Here is a 13,128-nt window from a genome sequence, read left to right on the forward strand (position 1 = left end):
ATCGCCGCTTTTACCAGGAATGGCTTGCCATGAAGATCGTCTCGTTCAACATCAACGGCCTGCGCGCCCGCCCGCACCAGCTGGCGGCACTGATCGAGAAGCATCAACCCGATGTGATCGGCCTGCAGGAAACCAAGGTCAGTGACGAGCAGTTTCCCCTGGCTGAGGTCCAGGCCCTGGGCTATCACGTGCATTTTCATGGCCAGAAAGGCCACTACGGCGTCGCCTTGCTCTCGCGCCAAGCGCCACTGTCGCTGGTCAAAGGTTTTGCCAGCGATGAAGAAGATGCCCAGCGCCGCTTCATCTGGGGCACCTTCGCTGATGCCGATGGCACGCCCATCACCATCATGAACGGCTACTTCCCACAAGGTGAAAGCCGTGACCACCCCACCAAGTTCCCCGCCAAGCAACGCTTCTATAGCGATCTGCAGACGCTGCTGGAAAGCCAGTTCGACAACCAGCAGCCACTGGTGGTGATGGGTGATGTGAACATCTCGCCGCAGGACTGCGACATCGGTATCGGTGCCGACAACGCCAAACGCTGGCTGAAGACCGGCAAGTGCAGCTTCCTCCCTGAAGAGCGTGAATGGATGGAACGCCTCAAGGGCTGGGGCCTGATCGACAGTTTCCGCCACCTGCATCCGGACGTCGACGACCGCTTCAGCTGGTTCGACTACCGCAGCCGCGGTTTTGAAGACGAACCCAAACGCGGCCTGCGCATCGACCTGATCATGGCCTCCCAGGGTTTGCTGCCGCGACTTAAAGCCGCAGGCGTGGATTACGACCTGCGTGCGATGGAAAAGCCGTCGGACCATGCGCCGATCTGGCTGGAACTGGGCTGAGCCTGCAATACGCAAACAAAATGAGTGCTGGCAACCCGTCCAGCACTCATTGCGCTGTAGGAAAACACCCATAAAACCGACGAAAAATCTCGTATCTGATAGTCATTCGCCATTATCTCGGTTCTCGGCACCCCCCCTGCAAGGGTAGAATGCGCAAAACCGGGAGCCGCAATGAACCAAGACCGCCTCAGCCCCAATGAAGAAGATGCCATTACCGATGCCGCCGCGCATTGGTGCATGCGCCTGAACGCCGAAGACTGCACGGCGGCTGAGCGCGAGGCCTTCGATCAGTGGTTGGCGGCAGACCCTCGGCATGTCGAAGAATACCGGGCGATGCAGGACATCTGGTGCACCGCCGACCTGCTGCCACGCCACCCGCCAGTGGTCGACCTTGCCGCACGCCGCCCTCGCCCCAGCCGTAGTTGGCGGCCATTGGCCTCGGCCGCTGCGCTTGCCTTGCTAGCGCTGCCCCTGGCTGGCTGGGTCGGCTGGGAACAAGGCTGGTTGCCCAATCACTATCAGCACTTCGAGGCCAGTGACCGCCAGCAACAGGTCAGGCTCAGTGACGGCAGCGTGGTCGAGTTGAACCTGAACAGCGAATTGCGTTACTTCAATTTCAAGGACCAACGCCAGGTCACCTTGATCAAGGGTGAGGCATTCTTCAAGGTCAGCCACGACAGCAACCACCCGTTCATTGTCCGAGCAGGTCACGGCCAGACCCGGGTCACTGGCACTCAGTTCAACGTGTGGAAGTATCAGGATCAGGTCAAAGTGACGTTGGTGGAAGGCTCGGTGCTGGTCAGCAGCAACGGTGCCGAGGGTGGCTATCGCCTTGGCCCCGGCATGCAGGCCAGCTATCACCTGGGCGATTTCGAGCCGCAGTTGGCGCAAAGCGACGATTACGACAACAGCTTGGCCTGGCGTAACGGCAAGTTGATCCTGGATAACCTCAGCCTGTCCCAGGCCCTGCCGGTGATCAACCGCTATCTGGACAAACCTTTGCTGCTGGCCGATGAAAGCACCGGCACGATTCGCGTCAGCGGTGTCTACAACACCCGCGAAGTCAGCCGCCTGGTAGACAACCTGCCCAAGGTGCTGCCGGTCTACCTGACCCGCAGCAAGGACGGCAGTACCGTCCTTAACCGCATCTCGCCGTTCAGCAACAAAGGCTGACGCTCGCTTTCACCTTACAGCACCATCGCTGCTATCCAGCCAAAGGCCAGCAGCGGCAGGTTGTAGTGGATGAAGGTCGGCACCACGGTGTCCCAGATGTGGTGGTGCTGGCCATCGACGTTCAACCCCGAAGTAGGCCCCAAGGTCGAGTCCGATGCCGGTGAACCCGCGTCGCCCAGGGCGCCGGCAGTGCCGACGATGCACACCGTGGCGATCGGGTCGAAGCCCAACTGCACGCACAGCGGTACGAAGATCGCGGCCAGAATCGGCACGGTGGAAAACGAAGAACCGATGCCCATGGTCACCAACAAGCCCACCAACAGCATCAGCAAGGCACCGATGCCCTTGCTGTGGTCGATCCACTGCGCTGAAGTTTCCACCAGGCTTTTGACTTCGCCAGTGGCTTTCATCACGTCAGCAAAGCCTGAAGCGGCAATCATGATGAAGCCAATCATGGCCATCATCTTCATGCCCTCGGTGAACAGGTCGTCGGTGTCTTTCCAGCGCACGATGCCTGAAAGCGAGAAGATCAAGAAGCCGACCATGGCGCCGATGATCATCGAGTCCAACCACAGCTGGATGATGAACGCCGCACCGATGGCCCCCAGCGCGACCAGCAGGGTCAAGGGGTTGTAGCTGACGCTGACCTGCTCGACCTGCTCGATTTTTGCCAAATCGTAATCACGCTTCTTGCGATAGCTGAACAGCACCGCCAGCAACAACCCAGCCAGCATGCCGGCCGCAGGAATGGCCATGGCGTGGGTGACATTGACCGCACTGACATCGACACCGGCACGGGCGACGTTGGCCAGCAGGATTTCATTGAGGAAGATGTTGCCAAAACCGACCGGCAGGAACATGTAAGGGGTGATCAGGCCGAAGGTGATCACGCAGGCGATCAAGCGCCGATCGATGCGCAGGCGCGTCAATACATACAGGAGTGGCGGTACCAGCAGCGGAATGAAAGCGATGTGGATAGGCAGGATGTTCTGCGAGGAAATCGCCACCACCAGCATCAGGCCGATCAGCAGCCATTTGACCTTGCCGCCATTGCTGTGGCCTTGCCGATCGATCATCGCCAAGGCGCGATCGGCCAAGGCATGGGCCAAGCCTGATTTGGCGATGGCCACGGCGAACGCACCGAGCAGGGCATAAGACAGGGCCACCGTCGCACCACCACCCAGGCCGCCATTGAACGCCTTGAGCGTACCTTCGATACCCAGGCCGCCGACCAGGCCACCGGTCAGGGCGCCAATGATCAGGGCGATGACCACATGCACGCGGGACAGGCTCAATATCAGCATGATGCCGACCGCGGCAATGACTGCATTCATGGTGTGGCTTACCTCGTTTACGACAGACAAAAAGCGACGGTTCCGGCGACAAGCTGCCCAAAGCAGTGGCCGGACCAGGGGATATTGTTATGAAGGGCGCACACTCTGAAGCAGCCATGCGCGCTTGTCAAAGCGCTCAAGGTGGCCGCTTGTAACTATTTCGATTGACGGTAGATCGGCGTCGCTTGGCAATACGACTTTTATATTGAACGTTTGAATAAAGAAAAACAGGCAGACGCCGACACAGTCGGCAGCCCCAGAATTATTAGAAGGGATTTGCCAATGCCTTTGCGACAACTGTCTATCCAGTGGAAGATCACCCTGCTCGCCGGCCTGTGCCTGGCAGGCATCGTCAGCTTGCTGGTCGGCCTCTCGCTGTACCGCATGGACCACAGCTCCGACCTGGTCAAGGCGAGCAGCATGAAGATGCTCTCCGAATCGGCCCAGGCCCGCATCGAGTCGCAGGGTGAAGTACAAGCCCTGAACATTCGCCGCCAGTTCATGGATGCCTACCAGTACGGCGCAGGCTTCGCCCGCCAGGTGCTGTTCCTGCGCGAGCAGGCGGAAAAACGCTTCCTCGACGCCTTTGACCTGCGCCAGGACATGACCGCCCAGGTGCGCGCGGCGCTGCAGGCCAACCCGGATTTGCTCGGCCTGTCGCTGGTGTTCGAACCCGGTGCACTGGACGGCAAAGACAGCCTGTTCGCCGGCCAAAGCGAGTTGGGCAGTAACGAAACCGGGCGATTCGCCTTGTATTGGTCGCAGCCGCGCGCCGGTCAGCTGACGTCCATGGCCCTGCCGGAAGCGGACATGGCCAACACTGAAGTCGGCCCCAGCGGTCAGCCGGCCAACACCTGGTGGGTATGCCCGCGCAGCACCGGCAAGGTCTGCGTGGTCGAGCCGTACTTCTATAGCATCGACGGCCAGCAAGTGCTGATGACCAGCATCGTCTTCCCGCTGTCGGTCAAGGGCAAGGTCATCGCTACCCTGTCCATCGACATCAACCTCAACAGCCTGCAAGCGCTCAGCCAGGACGCCAGCCGCAACCTCTATGACGGGCGCACCACCGTCGGCATCCTCAGCCCAGTGGGCCTGCTGGCTGGCTACAGTGCCGATGCCAGCAAACTGGCCCAGCGCTTCGACCAGGTCGACCGCAGCCAAGGCGCAGAGCTGGTACGCAAGCTGGCCGAGGGCAAGTTGCAGATCCTCCACGATCAACAACGCCTGAAAGTGCTGGCCGCCTTCACCCCGATCCCGGATGCCAAGCCTTGGGGCGTGCTGCTCGACGTACCGGAAAGCGCCCTCACCGGCCCTGCCGAGGCGCTCAAAGCCGAACTCGATGCCCTCAATACCAGCGGCACCCTGCTGGAACTGGGCCTGGGCTTGGCCGCGGCGATTGCCGGTTTGTTGCTGGTGTGGCTGATGGCCCGTGGCGTAACCCGGCCAATCCTTGGCGTGGCAGCCATGCTCAAGGACATTGCCAGCGGCGAAGGAGACCTGACCCGCCGCCTGCAATACGACAAACGCGATGAGCTGGGTGAGCTGGCCGGTTGGTTCAACCGCTTCCTGGACAAACTGCAACCGACCATTGCCGAGGTCAAACGCTCGGTGCAAGCCGCTCGCGGTACTGCTGACCAGTCGGCGGCGATCGCCAGCCAGACCAGCGCCGGCATGGAGCAGCAGTATCGCCAGGTCGACCAGGTGGCTACCGCCTCGCACGAGATGAGCGCCACTGCCCAGGACGTCGCCCGCAGCGCCGCCCAGGCCGCCCAAGCGGCACGGGAAGCGGACCAGGCAACCCGCGACGGCCTGGCGGTGATCGACCGTACCACCAGCAGCATCGATGCCCTGGCCGCCGACATGAGCAGTGCCATGGGCCAGGTCGAAGGCCTGGCGCAAAACAGCGAGAAGATCGGCTCGGTACTCGAAGTGATCCGCTCGATCGCCGAGCAGACCAACCTGCTGGCGCTCAACGCCGCGATCGAAGCGGCCCGTGCCGGGGAAGCCGGGCGCGGTTTTGCCGTGGTCGCCGACGAAGTGCGCAACCTCGCCCGCCGCACCCAGGAGTCGGTGGAAGAAACCCGCCAGGTCATCGAAGCCCTGCAAGCTGGCACCCAGGAAGTGGTCGGCGCCATGGACAGCAGCTATCGCCAGGCCCAGGGCGGTGTCGAACAGGTTGGCCAGGCGGTCACCGCACTGCAGCGCATCGGCCAGGCGGTAACGGTAATCACCGACATGAACCTGCAAATCGCCTCGGCCGCCGAAGAACAAAGCGCGGTGGCCGAGGAGATCAACAGCAACGTGGCGACCATCCGCGATGTCACCGAATCGCTGTCAGGCCAGGCCAACGAATCGGCGCGGGTCAGCCAGTCGCTGAACAGTCTGGCCAACCAGCAGCAAGGGCTGATGGATCAGTTCCGGGTTTGATTACAGCTCATCCCTGGGCGCATGGAAGCGCCCGCCGCCGAGGATCCGATCGAGCAACTGCAAGGCGCGCTGCACATCGGGCCGCGCGCCCATGGGCAGGACATCGCTGTGCGGCAAGATCGCTTCCTTGTGGCCTGAAGCCATGACCAGCAGGTGCATTTGGTCGGCATTGAGGTAGACATGATGCTGTTCCATCGCATACGACTGAATCAAGCTCAGCGCCCCAGCCACCAACGGCGTAGCGCTGGAGGTGCCACCGTAATTTCTGCTGTAGTCACGCTCATCCGCCGATTTGTCTTGCAGGTCGCCACCACTGAGGGTGGCCACGCTGTCGCCCCAGGAATTGAGCATTCGGTAGGGATAGGAGAAATTCGAGTATTGATGGGGTTTGCCATCCCATGACTGGCTGGCCCCAACCAGGATTGCATCCGCCTCACCATGCTCGCGAAAATAGCGCCATTGCGAGAGATTGACGCCGTAACCCCTCGTAACGCCTTTGATGGCGTCGGTCTCATTGCTACCGTTTCCTGCGGCGAAGAGCACCACGGCACCGCGCTCCGTCAGTGCTTTGGCCGCGTCCCACCACGCCTGCTCATGGATCGAAGGTAAAAAAACGCCTAGCGCATCAAGATGCGCCGATTGGCGATTGATCGCCACGATATCGCCGGGTTCGACGTGACGCAGCAGGTCTTTCGGGGTCTGGTGGCGGCCTGATTCATCTTTGGCGTAATTGTTGTACAGGTACAATTCAGCGGCGTGGCAAATGCCGGTCATGCCAAAGCCATTAGGGGTAGCGAGCAAAACCCCCACTGATTTCGTGCCATGACGGGGATCACCGTTAGGCTGCAGCGTGACAATTTTCAGCTTAGGGTTACCTTTGAGGTCTTCGTGGTTAGGGAACAGACCGCCATCAGAAAAGTGCACACGCGCACCCTTTCCATTTACCTGCTTATCCCATGCCTTGCGGATATTCATACCCCGATAGCGCGGGCCCGGCTCATCCAGATAGTGCTGCAACGGCTCGAAGTCTGGGGTTGGCTGTGCATCGTCAAAAGCCCGATTGCCCGCCACTACTGCAGCCCCAGTAATCAAGGTTGCCAACGCAGCCGCAGCGCCGGCGAGCAACACCCCTGCAGAGGCGACAGCCGCCGGGACGAAGTGCAGTGTCTCGACGTACTCAAGCGCCGCCAGGGTCTTGAGCAAAGCGGCATAGGTATCGTTGAGCATGCTTGCGGGTTGCTTGAGGTAGCAGTAGTTGCGCAGCGCCTGCAGCTTGTCGTCATTGCGCTCCTGCGGGGCCAGCAAAGGCTGCAGCTCGATCACTGACTTGAGTGTTGGCCACAGGCCGACCAATCGCGAGCCTGAGCCTGGCTCCAGCTCAGCCAGCAGTCGGTCGAAGCCGCCCTCGACGAATTTGACCAGTAGCGTCGGATAAGACGTGCCGGGCGGCAAATCAGGAAACGGCTCCAGCGTTTCAGCGTACGGGTCGACCACCCTGGGCGCCTCGCCCGCCAGATCGATAGCAGGTTCATCGGCAACCGAACGCCGCCGCCTGGACGCTGTACTTGGCAGAGGAACAGTGTCGAATATCCCCCTGCTCAGCTCTCCCTCATCGATAACAACCTGCAACGCTGCGACTACGACCGCACCACTGCCATCGACAGTCACATCTGCCACGCCCTCGCGCAGCGTGACACGCGGCTTGATCGTGTAGGTTCCGGCTGCCACGTCGCAGCGCAATAGCGCAGGGCAGCCATGGTCGCTCAGCACACCACTTTGGGCTTGGGAGTACACCGACATCGCATCGACTTGTCGTGGTCCATCAGGCCCGCTCTTTTCCAGCTCGTAGCGAATGCTCTTGACCTTTTCCAGGCCAGCTCCGATACAGCGCACGTGGAATTTGCCGTCGAAGCGGAAGTTGCGGTAATAGACAAAGTGCACATCAAGATTCATCAGTTAGTCCTTAACTGGTTGCACGTGTACCCAGCAAGGGCACCCATGGCGCTATGCTCTCAGCCAACAAGGCAAGGCATGCAGCCAGAAGCCATTCCATGCCCGTTGTCCAGCCCCCCATAGGCCCGATCAGATCAACTGCTGCGAAGCGGCCGGTGCTGACACACCCGCAAAGCTTGCGGCCCGCCACCGCAAGCTTGTAGCGTTGCCCCACCCCCGCTGCTGGAGCACTGCCCGCGTGTCCCTCAAAGCCCTGCGCACCCTGGTGACCATCGCCCGTCACGGCACCTTCGCCCGCGCCGCCGATCTGCTCAGCCTTACGCCCTCGGCTGTCAGCCTGCACATCAAGACCCTGGAGGATGAACTGCAGGTGGAGCTGTTCGACCGCAGTCGCCGCCAGGTGATGCTGACCGAAGCCGGGCAACTGGCGGTGGCCCGCGCCGAGAGCATCCTCAGCGCCTATGACGAACTGGCCGACACCCTGGCCAGCGGCCCCAGCCTGCGCGGGCGCCTGCGCATCGGCGCGATCCACACCGTGCTGGCCCGGCGCCTGCCCAAGGCCCTGCTGTGGATCAAGGCCCATCACCCGCAGCTGCATGTCAGCGTGGTCTCGGGCATGTCGGCCGAGCTTGCACGGCGGGTCGAGGACGGCGAGCTGGATGCGGCGATCACCACCGAACCGGTCAGCCCGTATCCGCAGTGTCTGAGCTATACGCCGTTGTTCGAAGACCGTTTCTGGGCCATCGCCAGCCCCGAACTGGCAGGCCAAAGCCTGCCGCAACTGCTCGCCAGCCAGCCGTTCCTGCGCTTCGACAAGCGCGCCTGGGCCGGCCGCCAGATCGAACAAGAGCTGCGCAAGCAGCACCTACAGGTCAACGAGCAAATGGAATTGGACAGCCAGGAGGCCCTGGCACGCATGGCCGCGATGGGCCTGGGTGTGGCCATCATCCCGATCGCCGACGATGATCTGGAGCGTTTGCCCGCTGCAACCCGGCTGCCCTTCGGCGAACCGCAACTGACCCGGCGCATGGTGTTGCTGGAGCATGACAAGAGCCAACGACGGCACCTGAGTGCAGTGCTCAAGACCGCTCTTGACGCTACATGAAGTTTTTCTCAACGATGGATGCAGAAAACAACGTTTTTTTCTGCTGACTGCACGCAGTAGGCTGCTCCGGTACCCGACCACGGAACCCCGCCCATGCTTGAGCTGCTGCTGACCACACTGGTGCCGATCATCCTGCTGATTGCCCTTGGCACCTGGCTGCGAGTGCGGGGTTTTCTCGCCGAGAGCTTCTGGCCTGGCGCTGAGCGCCTGAGCTATTACGTGCTGCTGCCGTCCCTGTTTCTACACGGCCTGGCCACTGCCAACCTCGATGGAGTACCGGTGCTGGGCATGGTGGGGGTACTGATGCTGTCGACCTTGCTGGGCGCGGCCTTGCTGGTGTTGTATCAGGGGGCGGTGAACCATGACGGCGCCGACTTCACCTCGGTGTTCCAAGGCGGCGTGCGCTTTAACAACTACATCGGCGCTACCTTGGCCGCCGGTATCTACGGCAGCGCCGGGATCGCCCTGGCCGCCGTGGCCAATGCTGCCATCGTGCCGCTGGTCAACCTGCTCTGCGTGCTGGTGTTTGCCCGATTCAGTGCCCGCCACAGCTCACCTGCCACGGTACTGCGGGCGATCTTCGCCAACCCGCTGATCATCGGCTGTGCCGGCGGGCTATTGCTGCGGGTCGCCGGGGTTGGCCTGCCGGCGGGGCTGGAGCCGACCATCAAGGCCCTCGGCCAGGCCGCCCTGCCCCTGGGGCTGCTGTGTGTCGGTGCAGCGCTGGGTGGTGCGCGCCTGGGGCAACAGGTCCGGCCGCTGCTGGCGGCGTCGCTGTTCAAGTTTCTGGTGTTACCGTTGACGACCTGGGGCTTGTGCCGCCTGCTCGGCCTGAGCGGCCAGGCGGCGGTGGTGGCGGTGTTGTTCCAGGCGCTACCGACCGCCTCATCGTCCTATGTAATGGCCCGGCAGATGGGCGGCAATGCGCCGTTGATGGCGACCATCATCGCCTTGCAGACGGTCGCTGCAGCCTTGACCCTGCCGGTGATGCTAAGCCTGACGCTGAGTTGAAAAGTCGCAGCTAGACTGAGACTCAGCTCACATTTCGGAAGCTTGACCATGCGCCTATCGTCGCTGCTGCTCGGCTTGGCCCTGACCCTGCTTGCAGGCCCACTCAATGCCGCTGACAGCGCCAAGGCCGCGGTCGCTGAAGACAAGGCCCAAGCCCTGGAAGAGAAGGTGGTCGAGGAGGCGCCACCGCCGAAAAAGAGCGAGACCTTAAGCCCCAGTGAAGTCAAAGCGGTCGATCCCGCTGGCCAATCGCCGATGGACGACAGCATCACTTGCCTGGCGCGCACCATCTATTGGGAAGCCAAGGAGGCGGATGCCCGCGACATGAGTGCGGTGGCCAGCGTGGTGATCAACCGCTTGGGCCACGATGGCTTCCCGGACACCATCTGCGGGGTGGTCAAGCAAGGAGTGGAAACCAAGAGCTGCCAGTTCTCCTGGTGGTGCGACGGGCGCTCTGATCAGGTCGAGGAAAAGCAGCGCTATGACGTTGCCAAAGAAATCGCCCGCAAAGCGCTCAACCAGCAGCTCAAGGACCCCACCCGGGGTGCGCTGTACTTTCACGACCGCAGTGTGCGGCCGGACTGGGCCAAGGTCTACCGCAAGACCGCCGAGACCAAGTTGTTTCTGTTCTACAAGCCAAATCCGGCGCTGGCCCGCTGAGGTTCTGTATGGACATTACCTGCCGAATCGTGGTGTGGGAGCGGGCTTGCCCCGCGATGACGCCAGCACTGCCCCATGCAACCTCTCACCTCACACCGCAATCCGCCGCACCCACAGCGGCTGCGCCGCTGGCAACCCCGGCACCGCGTCCAGCAGCGCACGGGTATAGGGGTGACGCGGCTGACCGAGCACCTGCCCCGCCTCACCTTGTTCCACCACCCGCCCCCCCTGCATCACCAGCACCTGGTCACTGACCTGCTCAACGACCCCCAGGTCATGCGAGATGAACAGGCACGCCAGGTTCAACTCAGCCTTGAGCTCTGCTAACAGCGCCAGAATCCGCGCCTGTACCGACACGTCCAACGCCGACACTGGCTCATCACACACCAACACCCGCGGCTTCATCGCCAGCGCTCGAGCAATGGCGACGCGCTGACGCTGCCCCCCCGACAGCTCCAGCGGCCGGCGTTCGAGCACGCCCGCAGGCAGTTGCACCCGCTCCAGCAATGCCACCGCCTCAGTACGCTGCAAGGCCCGCGGCACTCCGGCCTGAGCCAACGCCTCAGCCAGCACCCGCAGCACGGTATACCGCGGATCGAACGAGGCCAGGGGATCTTGAAATACCACCTGAATACCCTGGCGCGCCAGGCGCTGCTGCTCGTTGGACAAGGCCAACCAGTCCTGCCCGGCAAACTGCACCTGGCCTTGGTCCGGACGCTCCAGGCCAAGCAGAATTCGCCCCAGGGTGCTCTTGCCTGATCCCGACTCACCGACCACGCCCAGGGTCTGCCCCGCCCGCAGTTGCAGCGAAACATCGCTCAGCACCTCGCGCGCACGCCCATCGGGGCCAATGAACGCCTTGCTCAAATTGCGCGCCTCAAGCAAGACCGGTTGTTTAGCTGTGTTCACGGCAGGCTCCACCAAGGCCAGCGCGGGCGTGGCCGAGCGCTGGAAATGCACCGCTCGCGCAGCTGTCAGCAGGCGTTGGGTGTAGGGGTCATGAGGGTCTTGCAGAATCTGCTCGGCGCTGCCCTGCTCCACCACTTCACCTTGGCGCATTACTACGACCCAATCGGCCAGGCGGGCGACTACCGCCAAGTCATGACTGACCATCAGCAGGCTGTTGTCCTCGCCGCGCAGTTGCTCAAGCAAAGCGAGAATCTGCGCCTGTACCGTGGCATCCAATGCAGTGGTGGGCTCATCCGCGATCAGCAGGCGCGGCTTGCAGGCGATGGCCGCGGCGATCAAGGCACGTTGGCGCAAGCCGCCGGACAGCTGCCAGGAATACTGCCGGGCTCGCACCTCCGGTTCCGGCACGCCGACCTCGCGCAGCAGCTCCAGCACCCGCAGGCGTCGCGCTTCAGGGCCAAGGCGGGTGTGCAGCAACAACGCCTCCTCGATCTCGTTGCCAACCCGGCGCAGCGGATCGAGCGAGCCGAGGGCGTCTTGCATGACAAAGCCGATCTGTCCGCCGCGCAGGCGCTGCCAACTGGCCTCATCCAAACCGGCCAAGTCGCGACCGGCGTAGGCCAAGCGCTGCGCCTGAACCTGCGCACCGGCTCCGGTCAGGCCGACCAAGGTGCGCGCAGTGACGCTCTTGCCCGAGCCCGATTCCCCCACCAGCGCCACGCACTGTCCAGCACGCACCTGCACATCGACCCCGTGCACCACTGGCACGCCCTTGAAACTCACCCGTAAGCCGCGGATGTCTACCAACGGTGAAACGTTGTCCAAGCCGCTCATAGGCTTTTGCCCTCGCTGCGCCTTAGCCAGTCACGGCCGATGGCGCTGATGGAAATCACTGTCAGGGTAATCGCCAGCGCCGGCCAGGCCATCAGCCAGGGCGCATTGGCCATGAAGTTACGCGCCACCGCCATCGTCGCGCCCCATTCCGGCGCCGGAGGCGGCGCACCGAAACCAAGGAAGCTCAAGGCGGCGGCAGCCGTGATCGCGCTGCCCAGGCCGATACAGGCCAGGATCAGCACCGGTTGTACCGCATTGGGCAACACGTGACTGAGCACCACGGCCAGCGGCCGCCGCCCCAAGGTCAGCGCCGCCTCGACGAAGCCTGCGCGGCGGATGGTCAAGGTTTGCGCACGCACCAGGCGCGCATAACGTGGCACCGCGGCGATCCCCACGGCGAGGATCAGGTTGGTGGTGCCCTGGCCGAACAGGGTGATGATCACCAGTGCCAGCAGCAGGTCGGGAAATGCCAGCAGCACGTCCACTGCGCGCATCAGCAGGTTGTCCAGCCACGCCGGGGCGAGGCCTGCCAGCAACCCGAGCAGGGTGCCCAGACCGAGGCCCACCGCAGTTGCCGCCAAGCCGATAAACAGCGACGGGCGTGCACCGTGAATCAACCGGCTGAGCACATCGCGGCCGTTCTCATCGGTGCCCAGCCAGAACGCTGTGCTCGGTGGCTGATAGGCCAGACGGGCATCGGCCAACAGCGGGTCGGCAGGCGCCAACCAGCCGGGCAGCGCCACTGCCAGCAGCAACAGGCCAAGCACCGCCCAGGCCAGGCATAACCCTGGGCGGCTTGGCCGCCAACGGCTCAAGGGTGGCGCCAGGGCCACGCGCGCAAGCGCAGGATCGGGAGCAATTGCGTTCATCCAGCCTCCTG

General features: G+C 62.8%; 10 protein-coding genes and 1 pseudogene. 7 read left to right on the forward strand and 4 right to left on the reverse strand.

Going from position 1 to position 13,128, the window contains the following annotated elements:
• Positions 1–29: 29 nt before the first annotated feature.
• Entirely contained in the window at positions 30–842 is an 813-nt protein-coding gene (gene xthA, locus AAZU54_RS00280; RefSeq protein ID WP_186555214.1) for an exodeoxyribonuclease III, read from the forward strand.
• A gap of 171 nt (positions 843–1,013) precedes the next feature.
• On the forward strand, positions 1,014–2,015 hold the full coding sequence (locus AAZU54_RS00285) for a FecR family protein (protein ID WP_186555213.1): 1,002 nt from the start codon (positions 1,014–1,016) through the stop codon (positions 2,013–2,015).
• Positions 2,016–2,029: 14 nt separating this feature from the next.
• Here AAZU54_RS00285 and AAZU54_RS00290 read toward each other — a convergent pair whose 3' ends face one another.
• A complete protein-coding gene (locus tag AAZU54_RS00290; RefSeq protein WP_186555212.1) occupies positions 2,030–3,349 on the reverse strand; it encodes a Na+/H+ antiporter family protein in 1,320 nt (439 codons plus the stop codon).
• A gap of 603 nt (positions 3,350–3,952) precedes the next feature.
• Between AAZU54_RS00290 and AAZU54_RS00295 the strand changes: the two are divergent.
• Positions 3,953–4,918: pseudogene (locus AAZU54_RS00295) on the forward strand (HAMP domain-containing protein); the annotation flags it as partial.
• 102 nt (positions 4,919–5,020) lie between these two features.
• Positions 5,021–5,776 (forward strand): methyl-accepting chemotaxis protein, encoded by a 756-nt coding sequence (locus AAZU54_RS00300; RefSeq protein WP_372353286.1) that lies wholly within the window; start codon positions 5,021–5,023, stop codon positions 5,774–5,776.
• On the opposite strand, the gene AAZU54_RS00305 is transcribed toward AAZU54_RS00300, so the two are convergent.
• A complete protein-coding gene (locus AAZU54_RS00305; protein ID WP_434726296.1) occupies positions 5,777–7,729 on the reverse strand; it encodes a S8 family serine peptidase in 1,953 nt (650 codons plus the stop codon).
• A 238-nt stretch (positions 7,730–7,967) separates the two neighbouring features.
• Between AAZU54_RS00305 and AAZU54_RS00310 the strand changes: the two genes are divergently transcribed.
• The 3 genes from AAZU54_RS00310 (at position 7,968) to AAZU54_RS00320 (ending at position 10,505) form a co-directional block, all read left to right on the forward strand.
• Complete coding sequence (locus tag AAZU54_RS00310) at positions 7,968–8,834, forward strand: LysR family transcriptional regulator (protein WP_186555209.1); 867 nt, start codon at positions 7,968–7,970, stop codon at positions 8,832–8,834.
• A 93-nt stretch (positions 8,835–8,927) separates the two neighbouring features.
• On the forward strand, positions 8,928–9,845 hold the full coding sequence (locus AAZU54_RS00315; RefSeq protein WP_186555208.1) for an AEC family transporter: 918 nt from the start codon (positions 8,928–8,930) through the stop codon (positions 9,843–9,845).
• A 48-nt stretch (positions 9,846–9,893) separates the two neighbouring features.
• Positions 9,894–10,505, forward strand: coding sequence for a cell wall hydrolase (locus tag AAZU54_RS00320; protein ID WP_434726297.1), 612 nt, complete (start codon positions 9,894–9,896; stop codon positions 10,503–10,505).
• Positions 10,506–10,595: 90 nt separating this feature from the next.
• Here AAZU54_RS00320 and AAZU54_RS00325 read toward each other — a convergent pair whose 3' ends face one another.
• Complete coding sequence (locus tag AAZU54_RS00325; protein WP_434726298.1) at positions 10,596–12,248, reverse strand: dipeptide ABC transporter ATP-binding protein; 1,653 nt, start codon at positions 12,246–12,248, stop codon at positions 10,596–10,598.
• Complete coding sequence (locus tag AAZU54_RS00330; RefSeq protein WP_186555205.1) at positions 12,245–13,117, reverse strand: ABC transporter permease; 873 nt, start codon at positions 13,115–13,117, stop codon at positions 12,245–12,247. The genes AAZU54_RS00325 and AAZU54_RS00330 overlap by 4 nt, the downstream gene beginning before the upstream one ends.
• Between the last annotated feature and the right edge of the window lie 11 nt (positions 13,118–13,128).

The sequence above is a fragment of the Pseudomonas sp. Je.1.5.c genome, assembly GCF_051129895.1.
Lineage (GTDB): Bacteria > Pseudomonadota > Gammaproteobacteria > Pseudomonadales > Pseudomonadaceae > Aquipseudomonas > Aquipseudomonas urmiensis.